Raw genomic sequence first — 17,065 nt, forward strand, 5'->3', positions numbered from 1 at the left:
TTTCTTCTCTTCTATCTTTGATGTTTCTTTATCTTCAATTTTCTTCTCTTCTATCTGTGTTGCTTTCTTTTCTTGAGCAATTGCTTTCTTTGATATATTAGAAGGGGTAAACAACTGGTATGTCACTATACCAACTGTCACTAATATCAAAGTAAATGCAATATTAAAAATTGCCTTTTGACGACGATTCTGTTGTTTTTCTTGAAACCTGCTTACTTGTCCCATTCTTCAAACCTCCGTGTTTACTTTCTCCTCTACTCTTTATGCATTATCCCTATAATTCTTAATATTTTTATTAAATAATAGAAATAAACTACACTTTCCATACAGGATTTCATACCATAATAAAATTTGTTTTTTCAAGCATCTGACATATGTTATTAAAAATAGTTTAATTCATTAAAAATTGATAAGCTTCTGCACTTAAGAAACCTTCACTTTTATTCAAAGGTGATTCCAATTACGTCCACATTAGATCTCCTGTAGAAAGCTTTTTAACAATTAAACCTCTTCTTCCCTTATTTATAATTTTTAAATTAAATTTCCCTCTATGGTATAATAAAGATGTTTCGTTTTCTAATGGGGTATGTCGTAAAATCAACAGGGATTTTATCTCTTTTACCTTCTTTTCAGAGTAAATTTCACCACTAGGAAATTCTATTATTCCTAATGTAATCCTTAATTCGCTCTCATCACAAAGCCATTCCTTATTAAGTTCCCTTACCTTTTGTATAAAGCTTCTTTTTGTTTGTCCTATATAGAGCAATGTCACCTTCTTATACTCTAGAGATTGCAAATATCCCTTTCTTAGAAGCTTCTTCCCTATTATAAAAATCATTTATACTATACATGCCATACCATTTAATATGTACTGTTTCTATGAATCCCACCTCGTTTTTAGACAATATTATAATTTCTGAATGTTCAAATTATTATAGGCACATAGTCTTGATTACTTGAATTATAAATTGTGCTTTTCAATAATACATTTTATTATTACTAATTTCAATAATGCAGAAAAATAAACTATTATAGTTTATTTACAAAACTATTTGAACTACCCCTGCTTTCACAAGAAATCCGCCTTTTTACTCTATTTATTTTTTAATACATTCCTATCCACGGTTTTAGGGTTCTCTTTTGTACTATGTTAGCCGAAAAATTGTATAAACAACCATTTCAATTGGTGGTAGGTTGGCTAAAGCGGGCATTTGAGATGTATTCTACCATTACTTCTTTTTGAGTCATACTTCTCTCCTGTTCTTAATACAATATACCTGTAAAAATGGGTTCTACGTATTCTTCTAAGTTATCAAAATCAACGATATCCAACACAACATCATGGGGGGCTCGCAACTTTGACATTACCACCCACTACATAAATCATAATTCGTTTTTCTTCCACCTTTTTCACCCTTTCTACACCCTAGTTTTACAAAATAAGAAGTCATCCAAACTTATATTTATTACTTCCTGTTATCTCCTCTCTCTTATTCTATGCATAGTCTATCTAAATTTTAATTGGCTACTAAAAAAAGAAGTTACAGGATGATTAAAAAAAGCCAGGTGCATTGCACTCGGCTTTATGGTCGATTAAACAATTTTACTTCAGGCGTATTAAACTGATGTAGATAGTCTTTAGTAGAAGTATAGCCTGAATTCATGAGTGTTTTCTTTTCTTCTTCTGTGATATCAAAATTAAACGACGGCGTAAAGAATGTATTGATAAATACAGTGCGGGCAGCATCTTCCTTGGTTGTTTTTCCGCTCTCATGACCTTTGATCATCGTTTGAGACAAATTCCATACAAAATGAATAAGAGAATGACCAATATGATGTTCTGTTGAAGTTGCGATATGTTTTAACATGGCAATCTCGGCCTGAGATTCTAAACGGAAACCCAGTGTTTCTTTGTTGTAGACAATTTCATCTGCAGGATCAAAGAAAGATGCATTGTATTTCGTGTGTAAGCTTCTTAGTGTAGAATGATCCTCCGTATTGCTTACCAATTTATTAACCTCGTCAATCGTATCTGTGGTCGTGAAGTGTTCTTCTTTATTCACAAAACTTTTCCGATCAAATAAACGAATTGGATAGTTATCGAGTACACCTCCGTCTACATAATAATCTTTTTCCCATTCTACAGATTTAAAAAAGAATGGGATGGACATCGAAATCCGCACAGCAACTACTAACGGGACATCAGGTGTCGTTTCACGAGAAAACGTACGAAGCTGGTGTGTAGAAATGTTCGTACCTTGGAAAAACACGTCTTTTCCTGTTTTGTCATACAACTGCTGAAAGGTTGTGTCCTTACTCCCTGTCCACTTTTCAACGATCTTCCCTACCCACTCAGTGAAGAAATCCCCTTTATAGATACCAAAACCATCAAAAAATAAACGAATGTTATCTTGTACAATCGAAAAATCATCATCTTTAAACGCTTTAAAATTCATGTCTTTATGGATTTTTACAAGATCTGCGAATGGAATGGAAAGACCTAAAAGTAATGCAGTAATTGCTCCTGCTGAAGTCCCCCCAAATCGTTGTATTTCTGGTAAAATCCCTTCTTCATTTAGTGCACGGATGGCACCTATATAAGCGCTTCCCTTTACCCCGCCACCTTCAAATACTAAGTTACGAAATGGATATGCCATTCTATACCTCCAATAGAGAAATTTCCGATCTGTTATAGTATCGGAAGTATATTGAAATATATTCCAAATGGTATTAAGAAAGTTTCATGCCCTCCGATACGTATGGCGGAATTATCTTTATTCAATGGATGAATTGTTTGAAAGAGAAGGAATCTGCTTGGAATGGTAATTTAGTAGGATAGAAAACAGAAACGGAGCGTGTCTTTGGATGCACTGACTAATATCCCCTTTTGAAATCGTATATAACGTAACTTCTTTTCCGGTGCCTCCTCCTAGTAAAATCACGAGTAAGAAACCAAGAAACAATCTACATTGCATAAAGCCCTCACTCTCTTTAACATACAATCCAGTGAAATAATTTGTTTCAAATACGTAGAAATATGGTTTAACCAGCAATCAATGATCAGGTCTTCTTACCCTAAATAAACCTAAATCTATTTGTTTCCATACAGGAAGAGATAAATAGTTTTGTTCCCATTCATGGAATAGTACAATCTATGCAAAATTACATATCTAATTAATTGCTTTTAATGTTATATTTTAATAGCGATGAATGCTATTATTTCATAAGTTGTCAACAAGCGTTATGTATGAGAAAAAGGAAGGGGCCAAATAGACCTCTTCCTTTTTCTACTAATTAACTGAATTACTCTCAGGTAAAAATTTAAATAGTGATGCTCATTTACAGGCGTCTAATTATACATTTAACATGCTAGCTTTGCTTGATGCTAGAAAAATTAAAGATGGTAGCATTAAGTTATTAAGAGACAATAATTCATCAACACGAAGATAGATTTATTTTGGCTAGATAAATCTGGTGATAAATATACAGCTCATGAAGTAACAGAAATTGTTTAAGTGAATGGGCAAACGAAAGATAATAGTAAATGGGTTTACAAATAGAGTCACATCATTCAACACAAAAGTTTCATGACTTTCAAATAGAGATCTTCAAACTCGCTAAAATGGACGCGAAAAGCACCTAATGTATCGATATAAGTAAAAATCACATCTTTTTCATTAAAGTGGATACCTTCCTGCGCTAAGTCATAGCTATCATCAAGGCTGTATAAATCAAAATATTCTTCTTCCCAATACAGGCCTCTGTTTACTAGTAATCGTGTAGAGTAAGTAATAGCTTGTTTAACATTCCATTTCTTATCTACTAACTTTTCAGTCATAATAGAAAGAAGGACATACCTATTCATATAACCGATAGTCAGATATATCCAGTTATTATTTTATATTGAAATAAATAAGGGTTAAAAGTTATTTTGTGAAAATTATACAAAAAGTAATAATTCATCGTTCACCCAACAATAGATAATCTAGGTAAATAAAAATACTAGAGAATATCACAGTGTAGTAGTCTCTAGTATCTTTTCATAGTATTTTAACGGCTATGCAATACTGAGGGATAAAAAAGGACCTCTTACGGAAAGATAAGAGGTCATCAAGAAGATAAAAATGTTGTATTTGAAACACGCGAGTTTCTAATTCACATCATAACACAATATATCTATATATTCAATATATACATTAAAAGTAAGTAATGTATGGTCAAAAAACACACGTAATATTAATTTGGGACCGCATGTTTCCTCCTGTTATCCTATTTCTTCTACAATGGCGTGATTGTAACAATGGATGGTATCCTCTGTATACTGATGAGCAATTGTAGCAAGTTCTTCTAAAAACATACTATACTATAAAATTAAATTAACAAATATTATTTAATGGAGGTCCATAATGAATAAAACAGAACTAATTAACCAAGTATCCGAGAAAACATCACTTACTAAAAAAGAGGCTACCGCATCTGTACAAGCTATACTAGATCAAATTACACAATCTCTTCAAAAAGAGGAATCCGTACAGTTAATTGGATTTGGTACATTTGAAGTACGTGAGCGTTCTGCGCGTACTGGGCGCAATCCCCAAACGGGCGAAGAAATGCATATCCCAGGAGGAAAAGCACCTGCATTTAAAGCTGGGAAAGCTTTAAAAGAGGCTGTTAAATAAGGGTTAAATTATCTATCTAAAAAGGAATGGAGATTTTTATCTCCATTCCTTTTTAAATTAATCATATATTTTTCCGGAAAATAATTAACTAGTTATTTATCATTTTCACGATTCCTATACCCTGCAAACTCTTCTAGTGATAGTATTTGTTTTTTAGATGCTAGGCGCATCTTTTACTGCTAATTTTTTCTTACTTAAATAAACAGCTCGATCCGATTTTTTTGCAACTTCCTGTGAATGCGTTACAACAATTACACATTTATTTTCTTGATGAGCGAGCTCCTGGAACAAATCAATAATGTCATTTGCTGTTTCTTCATCAAGGTTTCCTGTCGGCTCATCCGCAATCAGTAAATCAACATTACAAGATAGTGCTCGAGCAATTGCTACACGTTGTTGTTGTCCACCACTTAGTTGCAAGATATTTCGTTTCGCTTCTACTTCTGTAAGTCCTACCTTCTCTAATAATTCTAATGCTCTTACTTTTTTATTTTGTACCTTTACACCTGTAATTTCCATTGCCGTTAATACATTCTGAAGAGCAGTCATATAGGTAATCAAATTATAAGATTGGAAAATTACAGATACATTTTGATTACGGTATCGATCCAAACCAATTTTTCGAATATCCTTGCCATTATACAGTACATAACCATTTTTAGGTATATCCAGCCCACAACCTAAGCTAAGAGTTGTGGTTTTACCAGATCCAGATGGCCCTAAAATCGTGTAGAAATGCCCTTTTTGAAAAGAAAAATTAACATTATCTAGTATCTTTACTTTTTTTCCGTTACTTTCATAATAATAATCTAAGTTTTTAAATTGTAAAATCGTCTCCATATCGAGCCTCCTTATTCATCTTTTAAAAGGATTTGTTTTGGATTTAAGCGTAGAATAGATAATGCTGGCAAAATAGTTGCTAATATAGCAATAGTCAGTCCAATTCCGCCCATTTTTCCTACATCCTCACCCGTTACACTTACATCAATCTTATCAATTGGATCTTCATTTTGGTTTTGTGGAGTATCACCAATTCCAGCTACCATTACACTACCATTTTGTGGATTGTCTTTTTCTTCGCTTGCTGTAGCAATTTCACTAGAAAGTAAGTTATCCCCTACGAATTGAGAAACTTTAGTTCCTGTTGTTAGGGATAATCCAAATGCTAAAATAGCAATACATACCACTTCTACTACGAACTGCGCCATCAGTTTCCATTTTTTCTCTCCAATGGACAATAGAATCCCCATTTCCTTACGACGTGTTTTAATCGATAACATAATAATTAATCCTAAGATAATCGCACCTGCAATAGATACCATATAGATAATCATTTGAGACGTAGAAGCGATATTTTCGATAGGACCAATCATTTGTTTGTACAATGAATCTTGTGCATCTAACTTAAAATACTTAAAATCAATATCAGATTTTTTTGCTTCTTTTTTAAATGCATCAATGTATTGTGGATCGTTCAATAAGTACACAACTTGAATACTACTACTCATACCTTCATCTGTTTCTAATTTTTTTAAAGTAGAGTAAGGCATATATAGTTTATTAGCTGGATTCATCATAGGAGGGGCATTTTGACCCATTGGTTGTTCATTCGTTTCATAAATACCGATAATTTCAATTTCAAGAGTTTCCTTCTTATCCCCTGATTGAACTTTAACTTTATCTCCTACTTTCAAATTGTTTTGTTCCGCTAATCGTTTTTCCATTAAAGCTACATTCTGATCTTGCATCTGTTCTGTAATTGGTTTCCCATCAATGATTTTACTTTTTCCATTTTTAAAACTTTCGTGTAATAAAGTCTTGCGAACTCCTTCTATCATAAGAGAAGAATTCATATCTATTTCTGAACCTGAACCTGATCCTCCCGCTATTGCAACGCTACCTTTTCCTTTTCCTTCTTCTCCTTCTGAAACTCCTACTAATTTAAACCCATCCGCAATTCCGAAATTATGGGTTATATAATTATAGTCTTTTACATACTTGGACTTCGCTAATTGATCTGTTTCTTTTGTGTTGAGCTTTGGTGGTTTAGGCATCTCTCCCGTTTCCCTAGCTTGTTGACCTAATTTATCAAAATCAAGACCTAAAGTAACATCTGCACCTAGTTTTTTTCTTGCTGCATCCGCAGCTTTTTTTGATGCATTTTGAATTGTGAATCCTGCCAACACTAAATTTGTAACAATCAGAAAGACCGCCATCAAAATTAATGATGTTCCTATTCTTTTTTTCATACTGAGAATTGCGCGTTTTATAAAATTCATTTTTCCTAACCTCCTTGATAGTTGTTATTCTATATACACTATCTGGAGTTTATATGAAGATATTCAGTAGATTATCTAAAGATATTAGGTCTTATCTGGAGTGCATATGTAGTGATTTGTTAATATAGTCAAGAAAAGCTGGAACACAAATTAAAATATGTAATCGATTTTGAACATTGGTAAAGAGTCAATCCATTTAATGTGGAATGAGGACAAACGGAATAATAATAGGTATAAAATATTAGTCACCAACCAATTAACTTGAGGAAGGAATACAAACACGGGATAACTCCCTTTATTTATGACCCATACAGTACAAAATGAGATGCTATCGCTAGAAAAATTAGCCTCCTGCTTGGAATAACAATGTGGGCATTCTTTTTGCTTCATGACATTTACCACTTCTGATATATCTAGTACCCACACAAAAAGCACATATAAAAAAACCACCGAAAGGTGGCTATATTTTTAAGCGGCACGTGTTTGATCCGTTAATTTCACGTTTTTTGTTAGTCTTTCACCATTTCGATAAACGGTTACTTTAATTGTATCCCCCAATTTTTTCTTTTCATATAAATATTTACGGAATTGAACGACATTTTCTATTTTTTGTTCATCCAATGCAATCACAACATCATACTGTTGTAATCCGCCTTTTTCTGCTGATGATTGACTTGAGATATTCCCCAACATGGCACCACTTGTTATCTCTTTTGGTAATTTTAATTGATTACGTGCAGAATCTGTTATTTTCTCAATATCCAATAACTGTACACCCATCATTGGGCGTTTAACTGTTCCCTCTTTTTCAAGAGACTCTAGGGTTGTTTTGGCTACATGAATTGGGATTGCAAATCCAATTCCTTCCACTGCTTGTTGTGCAATTTTACTAGAATTAATTCCAATGACTTCACCCTGTTCATTAAACAAAGCTCCTCCACTATTACCGGGATTAATAGCTGCATCTGTTTGAATGACCTGTGCTTGCCAATCCACTTGTTGATTTCCAAGTGTACTAACAGGTATTTCTCGTTCCTTGCTACTAATAATCCCCTTTGTTACACTACCTTCTAGCCCCAATGGATTCCCAATGGCTATTACCGTTTCCCCTGTACGAATTTTTTCTGAGTCTCCAAGTGTTGCGACTCTTTTTACATCTGCCCCGTCAATTTCTAATACCGCTAAATCTAATAATGGATCTGTCCCTACTACTTTAGCGGGAACCTTTTTACCATTATTCAATTTCACTTCTATTTTATTCGCACCGTCTATCACATGATTATTTGTAACAATGAAAGCTTTATTGCCGTTTTTTTTATATATGACCCCTGAACCCGAACCAGCTTCTTCTGATTGATTTTGCGTATTAAATGAACCTGCATTTTGTTTATAGTTAATGACACCCACGACAACTTCTTTTGCAGATTCAATCATATTTTGAGGATTGCTCACATCTTCTGGTTTGTAAGAGATCGGCGTAGCCTGATTTACTTCGTTATGCTTAGGAGATTGACCTGCACTTCCTTTGATTTCATTTATATAAGGAGCGGTCAATCCAATGGTAATTGCACCAATCACTGCACCAATTATTCCTGTGAAAAAATACCCTGTTTTTTTATAGGCTTTATTCCTATTGCTTTCTGTTTGATTTGTATCGTAGTGTCCCATTGTGAACATCCCTTTCTCCTTCAATTTACAATTGAATATTTTTGTCTTTATATTTGAAATACGATGTATGAATGTAATATTTAGAAATCACCATTTCAAAAAATAAAAATTTTACCTTTAGGCATGGTTTAGACATAAATCAACAGTTTTTTCGTAGAGGTAACATTATATTTGAATTTTTCTACGAATATATATAACGATATTCACACCCACTTCGGGCTTGTCTCTAAAAAAGAGCCTATTAGGCTCTCAACAAATAGAGTATTCAATGTACATAGTAGCATGCATGTTTATACAGGTGTTTTGCAAAAAACGGAAACAAGGGACAATAAACATCCATTAGCTTATTTATTCTTTTGTTATAAACTTAGATCCTAGCATTCTCGTGAGAATGGATGGTAATAGGTTTGTGTGTAAATAAGAAGGAAGGGATAAAATTTGATAGATTGTGTAAGTCGTCAACATCATGTATCATTCCTTTCTATTTGATACATGTAGCATACAAACTTAATCTGTATTCTATATGGAGTTAATCTAGATTTATAGTAAAGATTTTCAGTACCTCGTTATTGAATACAAAAAAAAGAATCAATTTGATCCTCTCTATTTTTGTTCACTAGACCTATATAGTTTTCTTTTATTTACACTTGTGTATTTATTTAAGCACGGCGCTAATTTTAATTTCTGTTTTTTCTCTTTTATGCGACTATTATTCGAATGAGGGGCCATCCACAGTTGTACATCTAATAAAGAAAGAATGATGTTTGATTCCAGTGACATATCTTGATTACCTCCCTCTGTCTTGTTATGTATATAACCTATCTCATGCATCTGGAGCTGATTTGAAATACATGTAGTTTTCTTGTGAAGTTTTTATAGTGTTTCTAATACGTCTCCACATCAACTCCAGATTGGAAGGTTATAATGACTACAAGAGGTGATATTATGAAGAACTATCACATTCTGGTGGTAGAAGATGATCAAGAAATACAAGAATTAATCAAACAATTTTTAATGACACAACAGTATAAAGTTATAGTTGCATCAGATGGATTAGAGGGCATGAAACAATTTAATAAGCAGTCCTTCGATTTAATTCTACTAGATGTGATGATGCCAAACCTGAATGGATTTGAAGTTGCCAAAATGATTCGAAGTCAGTCAAATATACCAATTATTATGCTAACTGCGCTAGAAGAAGAACAAGATCAAATGAAAGGATTTGATCTTGGAATCGATGATTATATTACGAAACCTTTTTCTTTTCATGTTTTGATGAGACGAGTCGAAGCAGTACTGAGAAGAAGTAATAATCAAAATACGGATAATCATTTTGTATTTAGAGAACTACATGTCAATGGCGATGCATATAAAGTATATGTGAATAAAGTTGAAGTTCCCCTAACGACAAAAGAATTTGAAATTTTACAACTACTACTTCAAAACGAAAAAAAGGTACTCACAAGAGAAAATATTGTAGAAAAAATTTGGGGATATGAGTATGCCGGAGACACACGAATGATTGATACGCATATGAAAAACATACGAAAAAAATTAGATATACCCTATATTAAAACAGTAAAGGGCATTGGTTATAAAATCGATGAATAAGATTGTAAAAATCATGAAGATGAAGAGAATTACCTATAAACTCTTTATGACTACATCCCTCATTTTGTTAGCCTTTGCAACCTTAATTTATGTAACTTTATACTTCTTTCTCCCTAAATTTTATGAGAAATACAAAACAGATCAGCTTCAAACGGGAATCGAAGAAATAATTGATAAATCTAAATATCTTTCGCTTCAAAATGCAACACCACTTGTTGATGAATACGCACAAAAAAATAATGCAGTGATATATCTTCAAGATAATGAGGGAAGGATTATTTATTATCCTTTTCTTCAAAGTACTATTCAAGGGAGTACTATTCAAGAGGGTACTGTTCAGGGAGGTACTCCAGCAAAAGGTTTTGTTACAACAGTACCAATAAAGGGTTTGGCTCAATCTCGTAATTCATATGAGGCTACCAAGCCAATACAATTCCAAGATGTTAACTTAACGCTTGTGGTGTTCGCAACATTTCAACCAATCGATGAAGCTTCACAGGTCTTGGTACGTTTTCTACCCTATATTAGTATCATTGTACTGGTTATTGGTTTAGGAAGTGCTTATCTCTATTCAAGGTTTATTACTAAACCACTTATTTATATTAATAAAGGCGCACAAAAGATGGCAAACTTGGATTTTTCTGAAAAAATCGAGGTTCGTTCTATGGATGAATTAGGGGAATTGTCCAATAGCTTGAATGATATGTCCATAAATTTACAACAAGCAATTTTTGATTTACAAAAAGCGAATCAGCAATTAAAAAGTGATATTGAAAAAGAAAGAGAAATAGAAACAAAGCGAAGGGAATTCTTTGCTATTGTAGCACATGAATTAAAAACTCCTCTTACTGTTATGAAAGGATACTTAGAAGGGATGATATATAATATCGGCCCTTATCAAAATCGTGACCAATATTTAAAGAAAAATTATCAAATAATTGAAAGTCTGGAACAACTGGTTCGCGAAATTTTAAGCATGTCAAAATTAGAACAACATACCTTTAAACTTCAAGTGGAAGAAGTAAATCTTTCGAAATCAATAGATACAATCACAAAAAACCTCGAATTTTTTGCTTCTCAAAAAGGCATTCAAATAATAAAAGAAGTCGATTCTGACATTTTTGTTTATACGGATTATGTTCTTTTAGAAAAAGCTTGTAAAAACATCATTCATAATGCGATTATGTATTCACCGTATAACGAAAAAGTCTATATAAAGTTAACAAAGGATTCTAAACAAAACAACATCCAAATGCGAGTTATCAATACAGGTGTCAAAATAAAAGAAGAAGATATACAACATATTTTCAAACCATTTTATCGAATCGAAAAGTCAAGAAATCGAAATACGGGAGGGAGTGGCTTAGGGTTATATATTGTAAAACAAATTTTTGAATCCCTTTTTATCACGTATTCTATAAATAATACCAAACAAGGCGTAGCATTTTTAGTTACCATTCCATTATCCAGCAAATAAACAACAAAAGAGTCTCCATCTCATCCTTAGAAGTGAAATGGAGATTCTCCTTTTTTTTAAAAGCTTCAAATCATAGATTCTTTTTTCATTTCTATTGTCTTTAAAGACAACCTGTATTCAAAAGTTTACATTAAAAGGTTCTGTTGCAAAGTTTTGAAGACTAAGCTAAACTTTTGCAACATAGAGTTAGGAGAATCATACATGAGATATTTTTAAGGAGAGCAATTTAAACAAGATATTATTTTGGTAGCCATTGGCTATTACTGTCGTTTGTTTTAGGGGTACGGCAACGATTCTTTCTTTTGTTGCCACTCACAAGTGATTAAATCAAGAAGGTCAAAGGAAATTGGAACAAACATAGTTTAATCTTGGTATATTTTTCAACATACTAAAAGTGCATATCCAACCAAATTTAGTGATAGAGTATGCACCTTAAATTTTTTGTTTATCTTTTTTATGAATACACTTTTGTACATATGCGTTTTAAATAATGATGTCTAATACTAAGGAAATAAATCATTTGCATACAAATAAAGATTACTAATACAACAATTGAGCTTTGTAGAACAGACATTTCCTTACTTACTGTTTGTCCTAATTGATGAAACGTTAGAAACGCAAAACTGCTATGAACCATAGCCACTACAATCGGTAAGAAAAATAGTAATATCATTTGTCTTGTTACGATTTGTTTTAACTCACTTTGGCTTAATCCTAATTTTGAAATCATTTGATATTGCTCTTGATCTCGTTCTAAATCAGTAAATAGACGAAAATATAAAAAGCTTAGCGTAAATACAAAAAATACAATTCCCACCATTACACTTGAAATAGAAAGTAATCCGTTTTGTTGTTTCAATTCAATCCATTTTAAATATAAAGATGAAAAGGCATAATAATCCTCTTGATTCGTACCAATGAACTTCATAAGGTTTGTAGAAATCCCACTTGTTTCAGACCAATTTTTAACGATAAAACCGTATATAGTGTAATCTCGGAGTACGCCTTCTTGTTGAACATTTAGCACCTTATTGTAAACAGCATCAGAGACAATAACAGGTTTAACAAACGTGCCCGTAAATTCTGTGATATAAACTGTTTTTTGAACAGCAAGTGGTACTTCTAGTTCACCATGCCTTAATTCAAAAGGTTCTAGATCCTCAGCATATTTGTGATTTTTCTCTGATCGTATAACGATACTTTCATTTTCATTTGTTAAATTCTCTATTTCATACCCTAATTTTTTAGCGTATTCATTATACGTAGAAAGATTAATTAAAACCGGACCACTTTGTACCCTTTTAAATTTTGTTGCTAAAATTTCATATGAAAATCCAGATTCTTTTAATTGTTTTTTTATCTCTTCAATATGCATTTTTTCTTGTATATTCCCCTTATCTGAACGATAGGTAAATGCATATGGTGTCTCATGCTTTGCCAATTCAGGATTTGCAATAGCCGTACAAACTCCAATTGCTGTAAAAGATACTGCAGATATAATTGAAACGATAAAAAACGTTATCGCATTATCTTTCATGCGATACATTAATTCTGAAATAACAAGGAGGTTGGTTCTATTAAAAAATGTAGTTTCTCTATTTTTTAAAGCAGATAACACATATACACACAATTGAGTAAAGAAAAAATAGGTCCCACATACAATGAATACGACTCCTACTCCTACGAGTAGGAATAATTGATTTAAACGCATGTAATCGACCGCAGCGATACTGTGGTGAATGCAGGAGTAACCCGCTCCAAATAAAATAAGTACCAACAAGGAGATCCAAACAGACACTATTGGCTCAGGTTTTGGTTTTTCCTCTGATTTTATAAGTTCTACAAACTCATTCATTTTCACCATTTTTGATGTGAACAATGAAATAAGTAGAAATAAAACAAAAAAGGACATTGCTGTTACTACTATTGCCTTGAATGGAAAGTAAAATGCTAACGTTTGCCCTACTCCTAATAAAGACCCACTAACCAGTAAAAACAATTTAGAAAAAACCATTCCTAGTCCGATTCCTACTACTATAGAAGGGATTCCAATCAACATATTTTCGAAAAAAATTAATCGATGAAACTGTTGATGAGACATTCCGTGTAACATTAATAATCCAAACTCTTTTTTTCTATTTTTTAAAAATGCACTAACAGAATAGAAAATAAATAAGAAAGAAAAAACAAAGATTAAGTAATACGATAAATGAAATCCTATTTTCCCAAATGTACTCATGATGGTACTTACATGAGTTAGTTCACCTTGTAGGTTCGGATGAAAGACAAGTAGCCCATAAGTGAAAAAAATCAATACCGCAAATGTACTACTAAAAAAATGACCTAGATATATTCGTTTATTCCGTAAAACATTATTGAGTGCAAGTTGTCGAAAAGTCATGTTTATTTCCCCCTAACATAGAAAGACTATCCATAATTTTTTATAGAATAATGGACGATCGTCTTTACAATTAACTTCATTGAATAACTGGCCACCTTTAATAAAATTTATGCGGTCACAGTAACTTGCAGCAACTGGATCGTGCGTTACTAACATCATTGTTGCCTTTTCCTCTTTATTTAATTGTGTTAATAACTCCATTACATCTTGAGAAGCTTTAGAATCTAAGTTTCCTGTTGGCTCATCGACAAGAACCAATTTAGGAGAATGAATGAGTGCACGGGCAATCGCTATTCGCTGTGCTTGTCCATCAGAAATTTCATATGTTCGTTTATTTAAAATTTCACTGTTTCCTAATTTTTTTGAAATAGATTCTACTCGTTTATTTATTCTTTTCACATTTATGCCATCTAATACGAGCGGAAGAACCCTATTCTCTTTTACTGTTAATGTATGCAACAAATTAAAGGATTGAAAAACGAATCCTAACCCCTGTCTGCGAAATAAGGCCAAATCATTAGATGAGAGTTGATACGGATTTTTATTATGAATGAATACACTTCCTGATGTTGGCGAGTCAATAGGAGAAACCATATTCAATAATGTTGTTTTTCCACTACTCGAAGGGCCCATAATCCTAACAAATCCCCCCTCTGTAATTATTAAATTAATATTTTAAAGTGCTATATCTGGAACCTTCCCTGTATATTCTTTACCAAGATCTTTTACTTTTACTATTTTCATATGAGAAATCCCCTCCAATTTTACACATTAAGTATGAGAGTTGATTGATGATCCTCTTATCTCCTGTGCATGTACTATACAAACAAAAGCGAAGTCTTCAAACGGACTCCGCCTTTTCGATGTATCATGAATTATAGTCAGTACTAGTAGCCTCTTCATAATATTTCCTCATACATTCATGTCTCTGTGTATTTCGTGAAAAACTTTGCAACAGAACCAAATTTACGTTATTTCTTTGCGGAAATAGGTTGAGACCAAATATCTTTATCATTTAAGTGTACTTCAAAAACATATATAGGCTGAGAAAAACCTTTAGTATCAGTGTAGTAATCTATCTTATATTTTGTAATGAATAATGTATCACCTGCTTTGAAAGATATTATAGGATCGAAGTCTCCTTGTTTCAGTTTTTGAAATGCTTCCTTTGGAGAAAGAATTTCAACATCTCGAACAGGTGATTTTTTTGTAACGTAATTTTTGTAAACAGGCATTTTTTTCCCTTCGTCTTTTAACTCTATTGATGTTTTTATAGTGACATGAGACATATCAGTTTTTGTAATGGAATCAATAGGCATATTCCCAAATTCCTTCATTTGATACGAAATCATTATCCCGAGTGCGACGAAACTTACTGTAATGGGAAGGTATAAATATTTGATTATTTTTGTATCTGTTTCTTTTTTTTTTAATATAAGAACTATGTTTAACACAGAATATCCTAGCATCATGCCTAAAGTATTATGAAGTAAATCGGCTAGTTCCATACTTCCGCGTTGCAGTGTGAATTCAAGAATTTCAATCAATAAACTTGCTAAAATTGAGATGATTAACATCCATTTTGTTTTTTGAAAAACCTTACTAAATAAAGAGAATAAAATTCCTAACGGAAAAAGCATACCTATATTCACGATGATATGGAAAAAGGAAGTAAATGAAAATGTATTCCATGCTTTTTTATAAACACTAAGTACATCAAAATCAATTGTTCTTGCAAAGGCCATATCATCTGAACGACCAAATGAAGTAGCTGATAATGCAAGGGAATAGTATCCTGTTATTAAAACAAACAATATAATTTGTTTTACAGTTAGTTTTTTTTCTCTTTTACATATCTTTTTGTATACTACAAAATAACTAAAAACAAATATAAGTAGTAACAAGAATGTGAGTAGTATCGTCGGAATCGCATAACTAGCGATTATATTGAAAATAATGTTCATTTTACACCTCAGTTTTTATGAATATAATTTTGTACATATGCATTTTATATAGTGATTACTAATACAACAATCGAGCTTTGAATCGCAGACATTTCCCTATTTGTTATTTGCCCTAATTGGTGCAAAGTTAGAAATGAAAAATTGCTGTGAATCATAGCCAATACAATCTGTAAGAAAAATAGAATCATCATTTGTCTTGTCACATTTGATGGTCTAGTTTTGAGTTTCCTTATTTAAACTTGGTCAAATGTTTCAAGCACTAAAATAACTTTATATCGCACCACAGATTTTTTCATGAATGTATCTGTTATCCATTGTAGTAGTAAGATTATTTTTCTCATATTTAATTACCTTACATTTTTCTTACACGCTTGTAATATTTCTGAAAATACAGTTTATAGTTCTCTTAGTAATGACTCTTTTGGGAGATATAGCAAAGAGAGTTTTTTTATATGTACATCACTATACCGAACTAGATTTCGGTATTTTTTTGCAATTTATTATGTTTTCTTTACCAAACACGTATAAAAATCAATATCATGAACGTAAACTACTGAGCAAAAATTTACTTTTGTTTTTATTGAAACATCAAGTTCTTCCTCATATTAAAGTGGAACAATTTTATTACTTAGATTGTCTATTAAATGTGTTCCTAAAATTAGATGTTCAATTTAGATATAATAAATCCCGTTTGAAATCTAATCTTATGTATTACAAAAATATGAAAGGACTTTTTATTTTGAAAAGGATGCAAAAGAAGGGTGAGTATTTAAGAGGTACAAGCTTAATCCTTTTACAGGTAAAGCATTGCAAGTGAGATTGAAGAAGGAATAACTCAAATACTAGCTTATCAATCATATAAACATCTTACATGTGCTTTAACCTATAAAATTTTAGCTGCAGAAGGATTGTTACCCCATGTTCTCTTTACTTACATCAGTATGAAAAACCTAGGAGAAACCATATATTCTTGAAAGAGGTTGAAA

The 17,065-nt window shown here is 32.2% G+C and carries 10 protein-coding genes and 7 pseudogenes; 5 read left to right on the top strand and 12 right to left on the bottom strand.

Annotation, left to right across the window (positions count from 1 at the left end; translation table 11 throughout):
- The 4 genes and pseudogenes from MR170_RS21390 to MR170_RS21405 form a co-directional block, all read right to left on the bottom strand.
- A pseudogene (locus MR170_RS21390) lies at window positions 1–225 on the bottom strand (YrrS family protein); the annotation flags it as partial.
- 235 nt (window positions 226–460) lie between these two features.
- Window positions 461–851 (bottom strand): annotated as a pseudogene (locus tag MR170_RS21395) (sodium:proton symporter).
- Window positions 852–1,583: 732 nt separating this feature from the next.
- A complete protein-coding gene (locus tag MR170_RS21400; protein WP_043938386.1) occupies window positions 1,584–2,657 on the bottom strand; it encodes a patatin-like phospholipase family protein in 1,074 nt (357 codons plus the stop codon).
- Between the two features lie 914 nt (window positions 2,658–3,571).
- Window positions 3,572–3,853: pseudogene (locus MR170_RS21405) on the bottom strand (hypothetical protein); the annotation flags it as partial.
- 553 nt (window positions 3,854–4,406) lie between these two features.
- Between MR170_RS21405 and MR170_RS21410 the strand changes: the two are divergent.
- Window positions 4,407–4,679, top strand: a complete 273-nt coding sequence (locus MR170_RS21410) for an HU family DNA-binding protein (protein ID WP_016082827.1) — start codon at window positions 4,407–4,409, stop codon at window positions 4,677–4,679.
- 153 nt (window positions 4,680–4,832) lie between these two features.
- Here the strand turns inward: MR170_RS21410 and MR170_RS21415 are convergent, their stop codons facing one another.
- The 4 genes from MR170_RS21415 to MR170_RS21430 all read right to left on the bottom strand — a co-directional run bounded on the left by MR170_RS21415 (window position 4,833) and on the right by MR170_RS21430 (window position 9,406).
- Window positions 4,833–5,519, bottom strand: coding sequence for an ABC transporter ATP-binding protein (locus tag MR170_RS21415; RefSeq protein WP_043938388.1), 687 nt, complete (start codon window positions 5,517–5,519; stop codon window positions 4,833–4,835).
- An 11-nt stretch (window positions 5,520–5,530) separates the two neighbouring features.
- Complete coding sequence (locus MR170_RS21420; protein WP_105433600.1) at window positions 5,531–6,958, bottom strand: ABC transporter permease; 1,428 nt, start codon at window positions 6,956–6,958, stop codon at window positions 5,531–5,533.
- Window positions 6,959–7,426: 468 nt separating this feature from the next.
- Entirely contained in the window at window positions 7,427–8,635 is a 1,209-nt protein-coding gene (locus MR170_RS21425; RefSeq protein WP_242309195.1) for a S1C family serine protease, read from the bottom strand.
- A 594-nt stretch (window positions 8,636–9,229) separates the two neighbouring features.
- Entirely contained in the window at window positions 9,230–9,406 is a 177-nt protein-coding gene (locus MR170_RS21430) for a hypothetical protein (protein ID WP_173927810.1), read from the bottom strand.
- A 165-nt stretch (window positions 9,407–9,571) separates the two neighbouring features.
- Here MR170_RS21430 and MR170_RS21435 point away from each other — a divergent pair, with 165 nt between their 5' ends.
- The 3 genes and pseudogenes from MR170_RS21435 to MR170_RS32745 all read left to right on the top strand — a co-directional run.
- On the top strand, window positions 9,572–10,237 hold the full coding sequence (locus tag MR170_RS21435; RefSeq protein ID WP_043938391.1) for a response regulator transcription factor: 666 nt from the start codon (window positions 9,572–9,574) through the stop codon (window positions 10,235–10,237).
- A 13-nt stretch (window positions 10,238–10,250) separates the two neighbouring features.
- Window positions 10,251–11,714 (top strand): sensor histidine kinase, encoded by a 1,464-nt coding sequence (locus MR170_RS21440; RefSeq protein ID WP_242309206.1) that lies wholly within the window; start codon window positions 10,251–10,253, stop codon window positions 11,712–11,714.
- 201 nt (window positions 11,715–11,915) lie between these two features.
- Window positions 11,916–11,984 (top strand): annotated as a pseudogene (locus MR170_RS32745) (IS6 family transposase); the annotation flags it as partial.
- Window positions 11,985–12,168: 184 nt separating this feature from the next.
- Here the strand turns inward: MR170_RS32745 and MR170_RS21445 are convergent.
- Window positions 12,169–14,115, bottom strand: coding sequence for an FtsX-like permease family protein (locus tag MR170_RS21445; protein WP_242309197.1), 1,947 nt, complete (start codon window positions 14,113–14,115; stop codon window positions 12,169–12,171).
- Window positions 14,087–14,859: pseudogene (locus MR170_RS21450) on the bottom strand (ABC transporter ATP-binding protein). Before MR170_RS21450 ends, MR170_RS21445 begins: the two are co-directional and overlap by 29 nt.
- 56 nt (window positions 14,860–14,915) lie before the next feature.
- Between MR170_RS21450 and MR170_RS32750 the strand changes: the two are divergent.
- Window positions 14,916–14,996: pseudogene (locus MR170_RS32750) on the top strand (IS6 family transposase); the annotation flags it as partial.
- Window positions 14,997–15,086: 90 nt separating this feature from the next.
- Here MR170_RS32750 and MR170_RS21455 read toward each other — a convergent pair.
- Together MR170_RS21455 and MR170_RS32755 are read right to left on the bottom strand one after the other, a co-directional pair.
- Window positions 15,087–16,079: a VanZ family protein gene (locus MR170_RS21455; RefSeq protein WP_242309199.1), complete on the bottom strand. Its 993-nt coding sequence runs from the start codon at window positions 16,077–16,079 to the stop codon at window positions 15,087–15,089.
- A gap of 15 nt (window positions 16,080–16,094) precedes the next feature.
- Window positions 16,095–16,282 (bottom strand): annotated as a pseudogene (locus MR170_RS32755) (ABC transporter permease); the annotation flags it as partial.
- Window positions 16,283–17,065: the final 783 nt, after the last annotated feature.

This window comes from Bacillus cereus group sp. BfR-BA-01524, assembly GCF_022662595.1.
Classification (GTDB): domain Bacteria; phylum Bacillota; class Bacilli; order Bacillales; family Bacillaceae_G; genus Bacillus_A; species Bacillus_A thuringiensis_S.

What these genes read in the sequence shown, in the direction of transcription:
- MR170_RS21435 (WP_043938391.1), top strand. Translation starts at nt 9,572, where the DNA reads ATGAAGAACTATCACATTCTGGTGGTAGAAGATGATCAAGAAATACAA.
- MR170_RS21455 (WP_242309199.1), bottom strand. Translation starts at nt 16,079, where the DNA reads ATGAACATTATTTTCAATATAATCGCTAGTTATGCGATTCCGACGATA.
- MR170_RS21400 (WP_043938386.1), bottom strand. Translation starts at nt 2,657, where the DNA reads ATGGCATATCCATTTCGTAACTTAGTATTTGAAGGTGGCGGGGTAAAG.
- MR170_RS21420 (WP_105433600.1), bottom strand. Translation starts at nt 6,958, where the DNA reads ATGAATTTTATAAAACGCGCAATTCTCAGTATGAAAAAAAGAATAGGA.
- MR170_RS21415 (WP_043938388.1), bottom strand. Translation starts at nt 5,519, where the DNA reads ATGGAGACGATTTTACAATTTAAAAACTTAGATTATTATTATGAAAGT.
- MR170_RS21425 (WP_242309195.1), bottom strand. Translation starts at nt 8,635, where the DNA reads ATGTTCACAATGGGACACTACGATACAAATCAAACAGAAAGCAATAGG.
- MR170_RS21440 (WP_242309206.1), top strand. Translation starts at nt 10,251, where the DNA reads ATGAAGATGAAGAGAATTACCTATAAACTCTTTATGACTACATCCCTC.
- MR170_RS21445 (WP_242309197.1), bottom strand. Translation starts at nt 14,115, where the DNA reads ATGACTTTTCGACAACTTGCACTCAATAATGTTTTACGGAATAAACGA.
- MR170_RS21430 (WP_173927810.1), bottom strand. Translation starts at nt 9,406, where the DNA reads ATGTCACTGGAATCAAACATCATTCTTTCTTTATTAGATGTACAACTG.
- MR170_RS21410 (WP_016082827.1), top strand. Translation starts at nt 4,407, where the DNA reads ATGAATAAAACAGAACTAATTAACCAAGTATCCGAGAAAACATCACTT.